Source organism: Asticcacaulis machinosus (genome assembly GCF_028550435.1).
Taxonomy (GTDB): domain Bacteria; phylum Pseudomonadota; class Alphaproteobacteria; order Caulobacterales; family Caulobacteraceae; genus Asticcacaulis; species Asticcacaulis machinosus.
In genome coordinates this window covers 135,710-151,828 of sequence record NZ_JAQQKV010000001.1, presented here as the reverse complement: position 1 = coordinate 151,828, position 16,119 = coordinate 135,710, and the positions used below count along the sequence as shown (strand labels likewise).

The window sequence follows — 16,119 nt, the reverse complement described above, 5'->3', positions numbered from 1 at the left end:
TCAACCGCCATTGCGGCGGTGGCCAAGGCGGCGGATGCCGCCGCCCGGCGAGGGACTAAGATAAAGCTGGATCACTATGATTTTTTTGACATCATAGTGATCCAGAATGGCAAAACAGGTTTCGGTGAAGGTCGCGAGGATGACACCACAGGTATTCAAAGGCATAGGCAAGACGGCCATAGCCGCCGTGGCGTTATTGGCCGTATGTGTGCCCGGCCTTAGCCAGGCCCAGGCCATCATTCGCGACACTGAGATCGAAGCCTTTCTGAAAAAGGAATCCCGCACGGTTCTAGAGGCCTCTTATCTAAATCCTGATCAGGTGCAGTTTCTCATTGTCGCCTCCAATGACCTGAACGCGTTTGCCACCTCACGCCAGAGAATTGGCCTTAATACCGGCCTGATCGTGGAGGCTGAAACCCCTAATCAGCTTTTAGGCGTTATCGCTCACGAGGCCGGTCACCAGAGCGCAGGCCACACCGTACGCTCCGACGAAATCTATCAAGCCGCCAAGACGCCGATGGCCATATCGCTAGGCCTTGGCATCATCAGCATTCTGGCGGGTGCGCCGGATGCGGGCGTGGCGTTGCTTGGATCCTCCTCGACCTTTGGTACACTGGGCGCTTTGCGGTACATGCAGACGCAGGAGTCCGCCGCAGATCTCGCCGGCATTGCCGCTCTGGAACGGGCGGGCATGTCCGGTGAAGGCATGGTCGAATTTTTCGATAAGTTTCGCCAATCGGAAACCTTTTCAAACGCCGAGCGGTATAAGTATTTCCGCAGCCACCCCTTGTCACGCGAACGCATCCAGACGTTACGGGCGCTGGTTAAAAAGCAGCCTCACTATAACGCCAAAGATTCGCAAAGTACGATTGATGAGTTTGCCATCGTGCGCGCCAAGCTGTCAGGCTTCCTTGATCCGGCGCAGTTCGTATTCCAGAAATACCCCGAAACCGACACCAGCTATCCCGCCCGCTATGCCCGCGTAATTGCATGGTACAAGCAGACCGAGGTGCAAAAGGCACTGACCGAACTGGATAAGCTGATCACCGAACAGCCGAATAATCCCTACCTGTGGGAGCTCAAAGGCCAGATATATTTCGAGACCGGTCAGGCGGAACTGTCTAAGCCCGCCCATGCCAAATCGGTTGAGCTTATGCCGGGGGCGCCGCTACTGCACCTCAATCTGGGCCAGACCCTGATTGCGACCGGCAACAAGGACGACACGACAGAGGCCATACGGCAACTGAAACTGGCGCTACAGGCCGAAGAGGATAACAGTTTTGCCTGGCGACTTCTGGCGCAGGCCTATGATAGTCTGGGCCGCGCGGGTGAGGCGCGTCTGGCTTCGGCTGAAGCTGAATTCTTTAATGGCAATTTCCCGCAGGCGCGTACCTTCGCCGTCTGGTCTCAAAAAAATCTCGATAAGAATTCCCCTGAGTTCCGCCGCGCACGGGACATCGTCATCACCACGTCTTCTGCCCTGGGACTTGATCCGGTCGAAGATACCACCAAAATCAAACGACCTTAAAAGGCTAAAACGTGCCCAACCCGCCTGAAACCGTAAAACCTGACTTGCCCCCCCCTGCCCGCTGGAAAACAGGGTTTAGCAAGCCCAATATTGCCATTGCCTTAGGTACGGTCGCCGTCGTTCTGGCGGGCGCGCCCTATGTGGTGCCTGGCGTTCAGAGCCTGCAGGTGCGTCAGGGGCTGACAAACCAGCCCAAAATCCTTGAAGAGACCATCAAAAAGCTGGATGAAGTTAAGGCCGCAGAAAAGCAAAAAGCCGCTGATGTCGCCATCAAAGCCAATTATGAAGCCCTTTATGACGACCCGCGCGATCCGGTCATCGGTGATGCAAATGCCCCGATAACCATCATCGAATTTGCCGATTATAACTGCGGCGTATGTAAAGCCTTTACGCCTGAGCTTGAAGCCTTGTTGGCTGAAAACACTGACGTGAAACTGATCATAAAAGAATATCCGGTCATTGATCCGGTGCCTTCACGAGCACTGGCATCCTATGCGCTGGCCACTAAGGACAGCGGCCGGTACGATGAAGTTCACAGTGCCTTTATGACATCGAAATTCACGACCGAAGCCGATGTTATGCAAGCCCTGACCACGCTTGGGTTCGATGCACAAGCGGTTGCCACCAAGGCTAAATCCGAAGCCATCCAGGACCATATCAACACGGTCGAAAAGCTGGGGGCTCAACTAGGGATTAATGGCACGCCGACGTTTATAGTGGGGGGTATCCTGGTAAATGGGGCCGATTTGAATGGGCTGAACGCGGCCATTGCCGCTCAACGCAAAGTGACCGCAAAATAGGCTTTGTTGCACCGCGACAATTTAGTGGTTTTTAAGAGGCGCTGTGATAGGGTAAGTTAAAGCAATCATTGATTGTCCTTACCTTAACTATACGGATCGATCGTGTCCCCATCCGCGCCTTTGTTCGACGTCGAATTTTCCCTGTCCATCTATAACCGGACGGGTAAGTATTTCATCGGCAAGGATATTATCGACGCGTGTGGTGATTTGCTGGGAGAAACCTATTACGGTTATTACCACAGCAAGACCCCGCCTCAGCGCCTGTTTGGTAAGGCGTTGGGCCGCATCCAGCACCTTCAGGTGACGGGTAAGGCCTTGCGCGGGCCGTTCGGGCTTTTGCCACCGCACCGGCCATCGCGTCCACTGCTGCATATGGATCCGTTCAGCATTCCCTCGACCCGCCTGAGCGCAAAGGATGCGGTCATCTGCCACGATGTCGGCCCGATCACGCACCCTGAACTCTTCGATCCCAACACCCGCCCGATCTACGATCATATCTATAAGCAGGTCGCCGAGATTGGCCCGCACGTTATTTTTGTCAGTCAGGCGACCCAAAAGGCGTTCGCCGCCTGTTACCCGAATGCCAAACTGGCCAGTGAACGTGTGATCTATCCGGCGATCCGCCAGGATGTCTCCGGCGGTGATGCGGAACCGGTCGACGGTGTTAAGGGCCCGTTTCTGCTCACCGTAGGTGCTTTAGGGACCCGCAAGAACCAGATTCGGTCGATGAAAGCCTTTACACAGTCCGGCTTGGCCAAACGCGGCGTCACCTATGTGCTGTGCGGCTCCAAAGAGCCCGGTTTTGAGGCCGTGCAAAAGGCCGCCCTTGAGACCGAAGGCGTGGTCATGCTGAAATATGTCTCGGACGCGCAACTGGCCTGGCTATATCAGAACGCGTCGGGCTTTGTGCTGCCAAGCCTTTTGGAAGGGTTCGGCATGCCAGTGGCCGAGGCTATTCGTTATGGTCTGGTGCCGCTGGTCACCAAAGACAGCGTGCTGGAAGAAGTGGCGGGCGATGGGGCCTTGGGGGTTGATGCCCTAAATGAGGCTGAGATCGCCGCCGCTATGGTCACACTGATCGACATGCCGGAGACTGAACGCGCCGAGCGCCGAGCCAAAATGACGGCGGCCATGTCGCGCTTTGTCCCCGCCGCCATTGCACAGCAATGGCGCGAGGCTCTGGTTGATATGGTTAGATAAGGCCTGCCAGAGGTGAAGACGGATCGGCATAGAGCTTTTTCGGCATACGTCCGGCAAGGTAGGCTTCACGTCCGGCAATAACCGCGTGCTTCATGGCCACGGCCATGCGGATCGGGTCTTTGGCCTCGGCAATGGCTGTATTCATCAGGATGGCGTCGCAACCCAGTTCCATACCGACCGCTGCATCTGACGCTGTACCGACACCGGCATCGACCAGCACCGGCACTTTGGCGTTCTCAATGATGATACGCAGGGTGACCTTGTTCTGGATACCTAAGCCCGACCCGATCGGCGCGCCCAACGGCATGATGGCAACCGCCCCCGCCTCTTCCAGCTTTTTGGCATAGACCGGATCGTCTGAGCAGTAGACCATCACGTCGAACCCGTCCTTGACCAGCAGTTTCAGTGACCGCAGGGTTTCTTCCATATCGGGGTACAGCGTCTTGGGGTCGGACAAAACCTCCAGCTTAACCAGGTTCCACCCGCCGGCTTCACGCGCCAGACGAAGCGTGCGCACCGCATCTTCGCCGGTAAAACAGCCGGCCGTGTTGGGTAGGTAGGTGAACTCATCCTGTTTGACATAGTCCATCAGCATCGGCTGGTTCGGATCAGTCAGATTGACCCGGCGTACTGCCACGGTCACGATCTCTGCACCCGATGCCCGCGCTGCCGCCGCGTTCTGGGCATAGTCTTTATACTTACCGGTGCCGACGATCAGACGTGATGAAAACGTCCGTCCCGCGACGATCCATGTGTCGTCTGTTTTCGTCACAACCTGATCCAACGCCATGATATTTATCCTATTAAAGTAAATCTCAAATGATGGGCCGCCCCGAATTTGAGATTTTCGATATTGAACCACTCAAAATGTATTTGGCGGCTTATGCCGCCGAAACTTTTGAGTGAACTCTTACCCGCCACCGACAAAGTGTACGATCTCGATCCGGTCGCCCTCACTGATGGCCGTCTCGTGATACTGCGAGCGCGGCACGATTTCGAGATTCTGCTCGACCGCCAGCTTGCGGGCTTCGATTCCGATCTCCTCGATCAGGGCCAGAATATTGGCCGCGCCAACCTCTCTGGATTCGCCATTCAGCAGGATTTTTACCATTTTTCGCCGCTTTTCGGCCCATTTAGGCCACTTTTCACGCCGTTTCACCGATGTTCGGCTTGTGGACGTGGGTTTCACACGATACAAGAACCGTCCAGTCAATTGGCGGTGCTATGTCTAAGTCCATATATGTCCTTAATGGCCCCAACCTCAACCTTCTTGGGGTCAGGGAACCGGAAATTTATGGGTATACTCGCCTCGACGATATCAAGGCGTCCTGTGAAACCCTGACAACTGCAGCGGGTTACACGCTGATATTCCTTCAATCGAATCACGAAGGTCAGTTGATCGACTGGATTCATGAGGCCCGCACCGATGCTGCAGCACTCATTATCAATCCTGCCGGTTACGGCCATACCTCAGTGGCTTTGCTGGATGCGTTGAAAACCCTGACCGTGCCCATCATCGAATGTCACCTGTCTAATCCGGCAGCGCGTGAAGCGTTCCGGCATCACACCTATGTGTCTCATGTGGCCAAAGGGGTGATTGCAGGTTTCGGTCCCATTGGTTATGAACTGGCCATATCGGCGGTTCTGCGCCTTCTCGAACAACAATAAAACAAGCTTTTAGGTAAACATAATGTCCACTGCCAAAGGTTCCTCCGATCCCATCGATCCGCGTCTGGTGCGTAAACTCGCGGACATCCTCAAGGAAACGGAACTGTCCGAAATCGAAGTCGAACAGGGTGACCTGAAGATCCGCGTCGCGCGCCAACTGACCGCAGCGCCCGTTGCGACCTATGCCGTGGCTCCGGCACCGTCCGCTGCTCCCGCTCCAGTAGCCGCAGCACCGGCTCCGGCCGCAGCACCCGCCGCTGAAGCCCCCAAAGCCGCCGCTAAGGATGTGGTGTCTTCGCCTATGGTCGGCACCGCATATCTGTCGCCGCAGCCCGGCGCGCCTGTGTTTATTAAGGTCGGCGATCGCGTAAAGGCCGGTCAGACCATCATGATCGTTGAGGCCATGAAGACCATGAACCCGATCCCGTCGCCCAAGGACGGCGTGGTGGCCGAAATTCTGGTGGCGGATGCCGCACCGGTCGAATTTGGTGCGCCTCTGATCGCGTTCGAGTAAGCCAGAATGTTTGATAAAATTCTCATTGCCAATCGTGGCGAAATCGCCCTTCGCGTCATTCGGGCGTGTAAGGAAATGGGTATTGCGACCGTCGCCGTGCACAGTGAAGCCGACCGCCATGCCATGCACGTCCATCTGGCTGACGAAAGCGTTTGCATCGGCCCGCCAGCAGCGTCCAAAAGCTATCTGAATATCCCGTCGATCATTGCCGCCGCCGAGATCACCGGCGCTCAGGCGATCCATCCGGGCTATGGCTTCTTGTCTGAAAATGCCCGCTTCGCCGAAATCGTTGGCGCCCACGGCATGACCTTTATTGGCCCAAAGCCTGATCATATCCGTCTTATGGGCGACAAGATCACAGCCAAGCAAGCCTCTAAGGATTCCGGCATTCCCGTCGTTCCGGGCTCCGACGGTGGTGTCGCCACGGTCGAAGAAGCCATTGCCGCTGCCGAACATATCGGCTTCCCGCTGATCATCAAGGCCGCTGCCGGCGGCGGTGGGCGCGGCATGAAGGTCGCCAAGGATCGTGACTCACTGGCCGAAGCCGTCATGAGCGCGCAATCCGAAGCCGCCGCTGCCTTTGGCGACGGCACGGTCTATATGGAGCGCTACCTCCAGAAACCACGCCATATCGAAATTCAGGTCATTGCCGACAGCCACGGCAATGTCGTGCATCTGGGCGAACGCGATTGTTCACTACAGCGCCGCCACCAAAAAGTGCTTGAAGAAGCCCCCTCACCCATCATTGATGCTAAGGCCCGCGACAAGATCGGTAAGATCGTGGTCGAAGCCATGCAAAAAATCGGCTATCTGGGCGTCGGCACGATCGAGTTCCTGTTTGAGGACGGTGAGTTCTTCTTTATCGAGATGAACACCCGCCTTCAGGTCGAGCATCCGGTGACCGAGTTTGTCACCGGCGTTGATCTGGTGCGCGAACAAATCCGCATTGCCGCCGGTTTGCCGCTGTCGTTTACGCAGGATGATATCACCATTAAGGGCCACTCGATCGAAGTGCGCGTTAATGCTGAGAATGCCCGCACTTTCCTACCCTCACCCGGTACGATCACCGATTACCATGCTCCCGGTGGCCTAGGGGTGCGCATGGACTCGGCCATCTATAATGGTTACGCGATCCCGCCCTATTATGACTCGATGGTGGGTAAGCTGATCGTTCATGGCCGCGACCGTCCCGAAGCTCTGGCCCGCCTCAAGCGCGCCTTGTCGGAGATCGTGGTGGCTGGTATCGACACCACGATCCCGCTGTTTGTTGACCTTTTGAATGAAAAAGACATCCAAAGCGGTGACTATAACATTCACTGGCTGGAAAACTGGATCAAGGCTCAAGACCAGGGTGCTTAGCACCCTGGACCCGTGAGATTAAGGCGGGATAGCCGTGGCTGATTTTACGCTTGATGACCTGATCGACAGCTATCGCAACGGCATATTTCCCATGTCGGATGCGCGTGATGACGATTATCTGTTTTTGGTCGATCCGCCTAAGCGTGGCATATTGCCGCTAGAGGCTTTCCACATCCCGTCGCGCTTACGCCGCACGGTGCGCTCCACACCGTTTGAGGTGCGCGTCGATACCGCCTTTACCCAAGTCATTGAACTGTGCGCCGAAAGTGCTAATGACCGGCCAAACACCTGGATCAGCCACCCGATCCAGAGCCTTTATCAGGCGCTATTCGCGCGCGGTCTGGCCCACAGCATTGAGGTCTGGCACAACAACCGGCTGGTCGGCGGGCTTTATGGCGTATCAATTGGTGGCGCGTTCTTTGGGGAAAGCATGGCTTCGCGCGCCACGGATGCGTCTAAAATCGCGCTGGTGCATCTTGTGGCGCGGCTAAAAAGCGGTGGCTATCGTCTGCTGGACTGCCAGTTTCAGACCGACCACCTCAAACAGTTTGGCACCGTTGAAATTGATCGGGCCGATTATCACACGCGTCTCAAACAGGCATTGACGATTGAAGCGGATTTTTACGATCTGCCCGCCCGTACTGACGGCCGAACCGCGCTGAAAGTCTTAGAGCACGCTTCGTTTTAAGGAAACGAAGCGTGCTCTAAAATCCTTTTTGGCCGCGTGCTCGGTACGAAAAACCGGTTTCCACTTTTTCGGAGCACGCTCTAGGATTTACGGACTAAAGGTGCGCGGCACGAAATCACCCAGGCATCATAAACCGGGTGCTCAAGCCCGTTAATGCCCGGTGAGGAGGCATAGGTCCAGCCACGAAATATAGACTTAGCCTTGGGCATGATCCGCGTGGTCTCAGTGATCTGGGGCGATGACTGAACTTCCATGTAGGCGACGATATCTGATTGCGCTTCTTCGGATGTCGTGGTCTCGCAGGCCTTGATGGTATAGATCAAGCCTTTGTAACGCACAGGCTTTCCGACCTGTGCTTCAAAACGAACCGTCTCCGCCGTGACCTTATCCAGCGCCTGTATAATGGCCGCGCCATGCCGCTGGCGCTTTGGAGCCGCCTTGGGGACATCCGCCGCAGATGACTCTTCCCCGCCGTCACTGATGGGGCCTTTCAGCTCCGGTGCTGTCGCAACACGTTCCGGTGATGCCGTATCTGATGGTGCTCCGGGCACCGGCTGGCCCGCGGTAATTCCACGGGTGGCTGGCACAGCGGCCGGAGCCACAGGGCGCGTTTCAGTTCGGTTCGTAACTTTCCGCGCACCTTCGGGGATGTAGGGTTTAAACTCCACGCCATCCACGTAATAGGGCTCAGGATCATAATTTTGCGAATCGACATAGCGCCCCTGCCGTGCAGGTGGCGCATCTTCATCCGGCGGAATCTGAGCCATCGCGACACCCGCGATTGCCACAACCGGCACCAAAGCCCAGATGAGCTTCGTGTTTGAGGTGCCTGTGGGGGATTTGCGGGTCATGCTGAACCTTAGGGTTTCCAGGCTTCGTAATCGCCTGTGGTTTTCTGACGATCAGCCTGAGCATTGAGTGAGCCCTTGGGATATTGCGCCAAAGGTGTACCGCTCATGTTCGGCAGATGCGGTTGCTCCCAGCTTTTACGCGGCAGCGGGGTATCAGACGGCGGCGTGTCATAGATATAGTGCATCCAGCCATGCCAGTCGGGTGGAATTTTTGAGGCATCGGCATAGCCTTTGTAGATCACGAAACGGCGCTTTTTGTCGCCATAGCTTTCCTTGGTGTCGCGGGCTTCGTAGTATTTGTTGCCGAACTCATCGGAGCCTACGAATTTGCCAAGGCGCCCAATCGTGAACAAGGTTCCGATTGTGGCGCCGCTCCACCAGGTAAACATATTCGCTAACACAGTAACATCCTGTCTCTGATCAAAAATCCCAATTCACACCCGTGAATCACAGACCCGGCAGATCTTAAAAACTTGCCGTTACTATAGTGATCCCCGATGCCGAGGTAAAGCCACAGTCCCTGAAATTTCCTCACATCGCGACGGTGGCCGCAATTATCCACACCCATCCATCCGATCAATATATTGTGGATACAAACACCAAACCAACTACATTTATTGATAAGTGGTTAATGCAGCCTTAGAATTACATCCTTGCCACACTGCACGGGACACGACGCCATGCGCTTAGAGTCGGATTTTTCCAATCGCCTCATCTATGACATCAGTCTCGAAGACCGCTTTATTGAGCGCCCCGGCGGCTATGATGAGATATTGGCCCCGCGCGACTGGTCAAACGCTCGTCTGGAGGCCTGGCTGGATTGGGCCGATGCTCTGCCCGAAGATCTGCCGCAACTGGCCCCGGATATAGATCACCGCATCGTTCAGGATGATCCGTTTGATATGGCTTTGGGGGGCGCGGTTGAGCGCTATGCGCAGCGCCTGACAGCGTGGGGGTATGCACTCGGTTATTTTGAGGACTCGCAAAGCGCGGCCCATTTTTTGCGTGAACTGCGCGCCAGTATCCTGCTCGGTTATGCCGCGCCGGCCCTGCCCTTGAAAAGCGGGCACCGTATTCATCCTCTGGCGGGTGATCGCGTGCCGGAGCCGCCTGAGACCAAGTTCTGGCAGCTTGATGATCCGGCCTGCGACCGCGATTTGCGCCAGTTTCTGATAAGCTTTCGCTCCGACCAGATTGCCAGAACCACCCGCAGTCAGTTACATGACGCGCTGAACGAGATTACCACCGCCATTGCCCGCGCCGAAGGTGATCACCGCACAAGCCTGCGCCACAATCCTGCCCTCGCCCGCGCCGCATTGGCCGCGCGTAAGTTTGGCGCCAGCGATCACCTGATTTCCCTGACCATTCAATCCGCGCAAAATGCTGCGGCGGATACCCTTTTGCCCCCTTGGTCTCAGCAAGCCGTGGATGCCATTTCGCCTGCGTATGACCCTAAAATCGCTCTGGCCTCACGCAACCTGATCGCAGCCGGTGATCCGGCGGGGCGTCTGGCGGCGCAGGTCGCACAGGAAACCGGGCAGCTTTATCTGGCCTTTGACCCGTTGGATGCACAAGCGCTGGCCGGTCAGGCGTTCGCCCCCAAGGCCGCGATTAATGTGTTCGGGTTTTATGAGGCCGAAAAAGGCTTTGATGCCACGGCCTTTAGCCAGTGCGTGGCGTTGTGGACATTAGCGCTCGATATAGAGACCGCGACGGCTTTTAGTGCGACCGAGGGCCATGCCCTGAGACGGTACTATGATCGCCCGATTGGCCTGACGATGGGCGGGGTGTCTGAGTTACTGATGGCGTTGAACCTCAATCCCGCCGATGCGGACGGGCTTGATTTTGCCGCAGGCCTGATGGCCGCCATGCAGGCCCAAAGCCTATACACTTCCGCGCAATTGGCCAAATCTCATGGGCCCTATAAGACTTTTGGGACGGATAAAGATCACCTCCTGCATCGTCTGTCGCAGCAAGTCTATCGCATTTCCGGCCTGAAAGGCCACGCCGACCTTAAGGCTCATAGCCTGACGCTTATTCAGGATGCTTTGAAAACGGCTAAAAAAACCGGGCTCCGCCATGCCCAGACCACAGCCCTGTTTGATGATCCGGAACTGACGTTGCGACTGGGCGTCAGCCTGCACGATCAGCCGGTGTCCGGCCTGACTTCGGTGCTTGAAACCGAAGACGGTGAAATTATAGAGACCTTGTCCGAGGCCGTCATCGCGGGCCTGATACGGGCGGGTGCTGTCATTGCCGATGCGCGTCGGCATGTTTTGGGGACACGTTCCCTGTTTGAAGCCCCCTATCTGTCCCCGCCCCAGCTTAAGGCGCGCGGCCTGACAGATCATGAAATTGGACGGCTTGAGGCGGCACTCCTGACCGCCCGCAACCTGACCGAAGTATTCAACACCATCGATAAGGATTTCGTGCGCGACATCTGGGGTGTCAGTGATGAGGATATCTCAAGTTCTGACTATAACCTGTTGACCGTTATGGGTTTTACTGCGGCGCAAATCGCCGAAGCCGAAGCCTTTATCTTTGGTCATGGCACACTGTCTGATTTTGAGGGTTTAACCGAAGATCAACGCGCCATTTTTGCCGTCCCCGGTTTGAAGGCGCGGTTGTTAATGCGTCAAAAACTTGAAAGCTTTTCCAGTGCGCCATCGGCCGCTCGCATCCACATTCCGTTTGGCCAGAACCTGCCCGATAACCTCAAACTGTTGTCGATGGCGGCGAATATGGACCTGCGCGCTGTCAGCCTGCAACCGACCACACCGCCGGATGATTTCCATCTTGATATACCGGTCATTGAGGATGCCCCTAAGCGTAATCTGCTCGAAGCGCGCCCACAGCCAGAGCCTGCGCAAACAAAGGTCGTGGAAAAGATTGTTGAACGCGACCGCTCCCGCCAGAAACTGCCCGACCGCCGCAAAGGCTATATTCAGAAAGCCTCGGTCGGAGGCCACAAAGTCTACCTGCACACCGGTGAATATGATGATGGCAGCGTCGGGGAAATCTTCATCGACATGCACAAGGAAGGGGCGGCTTTTCGCTCGATGATGAACAATTTCGCCATCGCCGTATCTATCGGGTTGCAATACGGCGTGCCACTCGATGAATTTGTCGATGCGTTCGTGTTCACCCGCTTTGAGCCGGCCGGCCCTGTCAGCGGCAATGACTCCATCAAATCAGCCACATCAATTCTGGACTATCTGTTCCGGGAACTGGCGATTTCGTACCTTGATCGCACGGATCTGGCCAATGCTGATCCGGATGCGCTCAATGCTGATGGTCTGGGGGACGGCGAAGCCGCAAACGAATCCGAAGGCATCCGCGCCTCTCAGTTGATATCTAAAGGCTTTGCGCGTGGCGCCAATACCGATAATCTGGTGGTCATCCCCTTCGCCAAAAAGGCGTCGAATGACGATATCGGCATGGATTTACCCTCTGACGGTTGATTTGCGGCACCGGTCTTGCTTAGTCACGACCAAACAGATTGAGGTGTCTTAAGATGAAACGCGTATTGTCGGTAATGGCCGTTATGGCCGCACTTGCATCCCCGGCTTTGTTAGCGGTGGCCTCACCGGCCTCGGCGCAAAATGCCGGTCAGATCGGGAAGGCCCAGAGCGGGGCGTCGTGCGCGGGCTGCAACCTGTTTCAGGCTGATTTCAGCAACCGTGAGCTTAGGGGCAAGAACTTTGCCGGGGCGCGTCTGCGTCAGGCCGATCTTAGCCTGGGGTCATTTAACCGCACGTCGTTTGCGGGTGGCGATCTGCGTGATCTGAACGGGTTCGGGGCTTTGTTTTCTAACGCCAGTTTCGTCAAGGCCAACCTGACCAATGCGACGTTTGTGGGTGCCTATCTTGAGGGGGCCAATTTCGCTGGGGCTAATCTGTCGGGTGTGAACTTCTCCGGTGCCGAGATGTCATCTGCGCGCGGTCTGACCCAACGCCAGCTTGACGGCGCGTGTGGGGATCGCGAAACGCAGTTGCCACGGGGTTTGCGTATCCCGGTGTGCTGATTTACGGGGTTTGGGGCCAATGGCCCCAAGTCTTCTCATTCAATAAAAAACCCGGTCAATATGACCGGGTTTTTTATTGAAACAGCAGGTTTGTGGGGTCACAGACCCCAAACCCCATAAGTCATCACACCTTGATCGGCAACGCCGTCCGGATCGACAATTCCTTCAACTGCTTATCAAGCGCCTCCGAAGGGGCCGACATCATCACGTCCTGCCCCTGCTGGTTCAGCGGGAAGGCGATGATCTCACGGATCGCCGTCTGGCCGGCCAGCAGCATCACAATACGGTCGATCCCCGGCGCCAGACCACCATGCGGCGGTGCCCCGTATTTGAACGCATTGAGCATCCCACCGAACTGCGCCTCAACAAAGGCTTCGTCATAGCCGGCGATCTCAAACGCCTTAAGCATGATGTCCTGCTTGTGGTTCCGGATTGCGCCAGAGCACAGTTCATAGCCGTTGCAGACAATGTCATATTGGTACGCGAGGATATCGAGCGGGTCTTTGGTAAGCAGCGCCTCCATCTCGCCCTGCGGCATTGAGAACGGGTTGTGCGAGAAATCGACCTTCTTTTCGTCGTCGTTCCACTCAAACATCGGGAAATCAACGATCCAGCAGAATCGGAACTGATCTTCATCGACCAGCCCCAGATCAGTGCCGACCTTGGTGCGCGCTAACCCTGCAAACTTATAGAACTCGTCCGGGTTACCCGCCACAAAGAACACGGCATCGCCCGCTTCGAGACCCAATTGGCCACGCAAAGCTTCGGTGCGCTCATCGCCAATGTTTTTGGCCACCGGCCCCGACGGCTCAATGCCCTCAGTTGCCCCTTCCGGCGTCCGCCAGAAGATATAGCCCAGACCTTTTTGGCCTTCGCCCTGCGCCCAGGAATTCATCCGGTCACAGAAAGCGCGCGAGCCACCGGTTTTCGCCGGAATCGCCCAAACCTTGTTCTTCGCATCCGCCTCAAGGATCGACGCGAACACCTTAAAGCCCGACCCACGAAAATGCTCGGACACGTCCTGCATCTCGATCGGGTTGCGTAAGTCAGGCTTATCGGAGCCGTACTTGGCAATCGATTCACGATATGGAATGCGCTGGAACGGATAGCTTGAGACGCGCTTGCCTTCGCCAAACTCGGTGAACAGGCCGTGCATCAGCGGCTCAATGGACGCGAACACATCTTCCTGCGTCACAAAGCTCATCTCGACATCGAGCTGGTAGAACTCAAGGCTGCGGTCGGCCCGCAGGTCTTCGTCACGAAAGCACGGCGCAATCTGGAAATAGCGGTCAAAACCCGACACCATCAGCAATTGCTTAAACTGCTGCGGGGCCTGCGGCAGGGCGTAGAACTTACCGGGGTGCATACGCGACGGCACCAGGAAGTCGCGCGCCCCTTCCGGCGATGAGGCCGTCAGAATCGGGGTCTGGTATTCCAGAAAACCCTGATCAACCATGCGATTACGGATAGACTGGATCACCCTTGAGCGCAGGACAATGTTCTTATGCAGGGTCTCACGGCGCAGGTCGAGGAAACGGTTCTTGAGGCGGATTTCTTCCGGGTATTCCGGCTCACCAAATACCGGCAGCGGCAGTTCGGCAGCCTCGCTCAGGACTTCAACCGATGTGACCTGCACTTCGACTTCGCCGGTCGGCAGGTTGGCATTGATGGTATCGCTGGTACGCTTCACGACCTTACCATCAATGCGGATAACGCTTTCGGCGCGCACCCGCTCAACCTTATCGAAGCCCGGTGTGGCCGGATCGAACACCAACTGCGTCAGGCCGTAATGGTCACGCAAATCGATGAACAGCAAGCCCCCATGATCGCGCTTGCGGTGGACCCAGCCCGAAAGGCGAACAGCGGCCTGATCATCGGTGGCGCGCAGGGCGCCGCAGGTGTGTGAGCGGTAGATGTGCATGGAAAACTCTGAAAAAAGCGGTCGTTTCTGACAAAATTATGAGGGCCGTAGGGACATGACCCGCCTTGAATTGTCAAGCCTTAATACACCCTTCCCTTGCGCACATTAGCGGTGTCGCAGACGATCCGCCGTGCTAGTCTTTGCGCAAAGGAGACCGCTATGGCCGACATTACTCTGATCGATCATCCGCTGGTGCAGCACAAACTCACCCTGATGCGTCGCAAGGACACGCCGACGGCTGTGTTCCGGCAGTTACTTCGCGAAATTTCGACGCTGATGTGCTATGAGGTCACGCGCGATCTGAACATGACGCTGGAACCGATTGAGACCCCAGTCGCCGCCATGCAGGCACCCGTAATTGCCGGTAAAAAGTTGGTGTTTGCCTCAATCTTGCGCGCCGGCAATGGCCTGCTGGAAGGGATGCTGGATCTGGTGCCGTCGGCACGTGTCGCCCATATCGGTGTTTATCGCGACCACGATACGCTTAAGCCGGTGGAATATTACTTCAAGGCGCCCGAAGATATTTCTGAGCGGCTGGTGATCCTGGTCGACCCCATGCTGGCCACCGGTAATTCGTCTATTTCCGCTACCTCCCAGTTAAAGGCGCGCGGGGCAAAGCATATCCGCTTTCTGTGTCTGCTGGCCGCCCCCGAAGGCCTGGGTCATTTCACCACCGCCCACCCTGATGTGCCGGTGTTTACCGCCGCTATCGACAGTCATCTGAACGATAAGGGCTATATTGTGCCAGGGCTGGGCGATGCGGGCGACCGGATGTACGGCACGAAATAACGGCCCTCCACGTTTTCCCCGTTATCAACAGGCGCACGGCCATTGCCTCAAACCGCACAGCGCTCTAAACTCAAGCCAACCATGTCCCACCAGATTCCCCTGAAGCTTGAGCGGCCCGAAAGCTATGGCTTGACCGACCTGATTGTGTCGGAAACCAATCAGGGTTTGATCGATCTGTTGCGCGCGCCCAAAGACTGGATCAATCCGCATCTGATGCTTATCGGCCCGTCCGGCAGTGGTAAAACCCATCTGGGTCATATATTCGCCGATATCAATCACGGGCAGTTTCTGAGCGCGTCCGAAACTCAATATATGGAACCCTCACACCTGCCAGAGTGCGCCGTCGTCGTGGACGATGCCGAATATGCCGATGAAGAGTTGCTGTTTCACCTGTTTAACCACAGCCTCCAGACCGCACAGCCGTTAGTGCTGCTGTCAAAAACCCACCCTTTGAACTGGCAAACCACCCTGCCTGATCTGGCGTCACGCCTTAAGGCTATGCGGGTCGTGGATATTCCGGAACCGGATGAAGTGATATTGGCCGGGGTTTTGAAAAAACTGTTTGCCCATCATGCCATTACGCCCTCAGCAGATTTTTTTGATTATATCAGCCGACGGATGGAACGCTCTGTCCCCAAGGCGCAAAAAATCGTCACAGAAATCGAAGATTATGCCAATGGCCGCGCCTTTACGCGCACGCTCGCCCGTGAATTTCTCGAAAAAAGCGAAAATTTGTCTTGGTTAACTGATCAGGATGACTTTTAATTTACAACACAA

At 56.2% G+C, this 16,119-nt stretch carries 17 protein-coding genes; 11 read left to right on the top strand and 6 right to left on the bottom strand.

Features of this window, described 5'->3' with window-relative positions:
- Positions 1-165, bottom strand: a complete 165-nt coding sequence (locus PQU98_RS00715; RefSeq protein ID WP_272742970.1) for a hypothetical protein — start codon at positions 163-165, stop codon at positions 1-3.
- On the opposite strand from PQU98_RS00715, the gene PQU98_RS00710 reads away from it, so the two are divergent.
- The 3 genes from PQU98_RS00710 (at position 140) to PQU98_RS00700 (ending at position 3,528) form a co-directional block, all read left to right on the top strand.
- Positions 140-1,528, top strand: a complete 1,389-nt coding sequence (locus PQU98_RS00710) for a M48 family metalloprotease (RefSeq protein ID WP_272742969.1) — start codon at positions 140-142, stop codon at positions 1,526-1,528. The two genes, PQU98_RS00715 and PQU98_RS00710, sit on opposite strands and share 26 nt — an antisense overlap.
- 11 nt (positions 1,529-1,539) lie before the next feature.
- Complete coding sequence (locus tag PQU98_RS00705) at positions 1,540-2,328, top strand: DsbA family protein (protein WP_272742968.1); 789 nt, start codon at positions 1,540-1,542, stop codon at positions 2,326-2,328.
- Positions 2,329-2,430: 102 nt separating this feature from the next.
- Positions 2,431-3,528: a glycosyltransferase family 4 protein gene (locus PQU98_RS00700; protein WP_272742967.1), complete on the top strand. Its 1,098-nt coding sequence runs from the start codon at positions 2,431-2,433 to the stop codon at positions 3,526-3,528.
- Here the strand turns inward: PQU98_RS00700 and PQU98_RS00695 are convergent.
- On the bottom strand, positions 3,521-4,318 hold the full coding sequence (locus PQU98_RS00695) for a thiazole synthase (RefSeq protein WP_272742966.1): 798 nt from the start codon (positions 4,316-4,318) through the stop codon (positions 3,521-3,523). The genes PQU98_RS00700 and PQU98_RS00695 overlap by 8 nt on opposite strands.
- Before the next feature lie 120 nt (positions 4,319-4,438).
- A complete protein-coding gene (gene thiS / locus PQU98_RS00690) occupies positions 4,439-4,639 on the bottom strand; it encodes a sulfur carrier protein ThiS (protein WP_272742965.1) in 201 nt (66 codons plus the stop codon).
- A gap of 113 nt (positions 4,640-4,752) precedes the next feature.
- On the opposite strand from thiS, the gene aroQ reads away from it, so the two are divergent.
- The 4 genes from aroQ to aat are packed head-to-tail and all read left to right on the top strand — an operon-like array spanning position 4,753 to position 7,757.
- Positions 4,753-5,196, top strand: coding sequence for a type II 3-dehydroquinate dehydratase (gene aroQ / locus PQU98_RS00685; RefSeq protein WP_272742964.1), 444 nt, complete (start codon positions 4,753-4,755; stop codon positions 5,194-5,196).
- A gap of 22 nt (positions 5,197-5,218) precedes the next feature.
- Positions 5,219-5,710 carry an acetyl-CoA carboxylase biotin carboxyl carrier protein gene (gene accB, locus PQU98_RS00680; protein ID WP_272742963.1) on the top strand — a complete coding sequence of 164 codons (492 nt, stop codon included), beginning with the start codon at positions 5,219-5,221 and terminating at the stop codon, positions 5,708-5,710.
- 6 nt (positions 5,711-5,716) lie between these two features.
- On the top strand, positions 5,717-7,069 hold the full coding sequence (gene accC, locus PQU98_RS00675) for an acetyl-CoA carboxylase biotin carboxylase subunit (RefSeq protein ID WP_272742962.1): 1,353 nt from the start codon (positions 5,717-5,719) through the stop codon (positions 7,067-7,069).
- Between the two features lie 34 nt (positions 7,070-7,103).
- Complete coding sequence (gene aat, locus PQU98_RS00670; RefSeq protein ID WP_272742961.1) at positions 7,104-7,757, top strand: leucyl/phenylalanyl-tRNA--protein transferase; 654 nt, start codon at positions 7,104-7,106, stop codon at positions 7,755-7,757.
- An 80-nt stretch (positions 7,758-7,837) separates the two neighbouring features.
- Here aat and PQU98_RS00665 read toward each other — a convergent pair whose 3' ends face one another.
- A complete protein-coding gene (locus PQU98_RS00665; RefSeq protein ID WP_272742960.1) occupies positions 7,838-8,608 on the bottom strand; it encodes a DUF2155 domain-containing protein in 771 nt (256 codons plus the stop codon).
- Between the two features lie 8 nt (positions 8,609-8,616).
- Positions 8,617-9,009 (bottom strand): NADH:ubiquinone oxidoreductase subunit NDUFA12, encoded by a 393-nt coding sequence (locus PQU98_RS00660; RefSeq protein ID WP_272742959.1) that lies wholly within the window; start codon positions 9,007-9,009, stop codon positions 8,617-8,619.
- 279 nt (positions 9,010-9,288) lie between these two features.
- On the opposite strand from PQU98_RS00660, the gene PQU98_RS00655 reads away from it, so the two are divergent.
- Both PQU98_RS00655 and PQU98_RS00650 read left to right on the top strand, forming a co-directional pair.
- A complete protein-coding gene (locus PQU98_RS00655; protein WP_272742958.1) occupies positions 9,289-12,069 on the top strand; it encodes a ribonucleotide reductase barrel domain-containing protein in 2,781 nt (926 codons plus the stop codon).
- Positions 12,070-12,122: 53 nt separating this feature from the next.
- Positions 12,123-12,632: a pentapeptide repeat-containing protein gene (locus PQU98_RS00650; RefSeq protein WP_272742957.1), complete on the top strand. Its 510-nt coding sequence runs from the start codon at positions 12,123-12,125 to the stop codon at positions 12,630-12,632.
- A gap of 124 nt (positions 12,633-12,756) precedes the next feature.
- On the opposite strand, the gene aspS is transcribed toward PQU98_RS00650, so the two are convergent.
- Positions 12,757-14,553 carry an aspartate--tRNA ligase gene (gene aspS / locus PQU98_RS00645; RefSeq protein ID WP_272742956.1) on the bottom strand — a complete coding sequence of 599 codons (1,797 nt, stop codon included), beginning with the start codon at positions 14,551-14,553 and terminating at the stop codon, positions 12,757-12,759.
- Between the two features lie 159 nt (positions 14,554-14,712).
- On the opposite strand from aspS, the gene upp reads away from it, so the two are divergent.
- A complete protein-coding gene (gene upp, locus PQU98_RS00640; RefSeq protein ID WP_272742955.1) occupies positions 14,713-15,342 on the top strand; it encodes a uracil phosphoribosyltransferase in 630 nt (209 codons plus the stop codon).
- A 42-nt stretch (positions 15,343-15,384) separates the two neighbouring features.
- Entirely contained in the window at positions 15,385-16,107 is a 723-nt protein-coding gene (locus PQU98_RS00635; protein ID WP_272742954.1) for a P-loop NTPase family protein, read from the top strand.
- Positions 16,108-16,119: the final 12 nt, after the last annotated feature.

Coding starts and splice junctions, on each gene's coding strand:
- PQU98_RS00710 (WP_272742969.1), top strand. CDS start 140: ATGACACCACAGGTATTCAAAGGCATAGGCAAGACGGCCATAGCCGCC.
- PQU98_RS00715 (WP_272742970.1), bottom strand. CDS start 165: ATGCCTTTGAATACCTGTGGTGTCATCCTCGCGACCTTCACCGAAACC.
- PQU98_RS00695 (WP_272742966.1), bottom strand. CDS start 4,318: ATGGCGTTGGATCAGGTTGTGACGAAAACAGACGACACATGGATCGTC.
- thiS (WP_272742965.1), bottom strand. CDS start 4,639: ATGGTAAAAATCCTGCTGAATGGCGAATCCAGAGAGGTTGGCGCGGCC.
- aroQ (WP_272742964.1), top strand. CDS start 4,753: ATGTCTAAGTCCATATATGTCCTTAATGGCCCCAACCTCAACCTTCTT.
- accB (WP_272742963.1), top strand. CDS start 5,219: ATGTCCACTGCCAAAGGTTCCTCCGATCCCATCGATCCGCGTCTGGTG.
- accC (WP_272742962.1), top strand. CDS start 5,717: ATGTTTGATAAAATTCTCATTGCCAATCGTGGCGAAATCGCCCTTCGC.
- PQU98_RS00665 (WP_272742960.1), bottom strand. CDS start 8,608: ATGACCCGCAAATCCCCCACAGGCACCTCAAACACGAAGCTCATCTGG.
- PQU98_RS00655 (WP_272742958.1), top strand. CDS start 9,289: ATGCGCTTAGAGTCGGATTTTTCCAATCGCCTCATCTATGACATCAGT.
- PQU98_RS00650 (WP_272742957.1), top strand. CDS start 12,123: ATGAAACGCGTATTGTCGGTAATGGCCGTTATGGCCGCACTTGCATCC.
- aspS (WP_272742956.1), bottom strand. CDS start 14,553: ATGCACATCTACCGCTCACACACCTGCGGCGCCCTGCGCGCCACCGAT.
- upp (WP_272742955.1), top strand. CDS start 14,713: ATGGCCGACATTACTCTGATCGATCATCCGCTGGTGCAGCACAAACTC.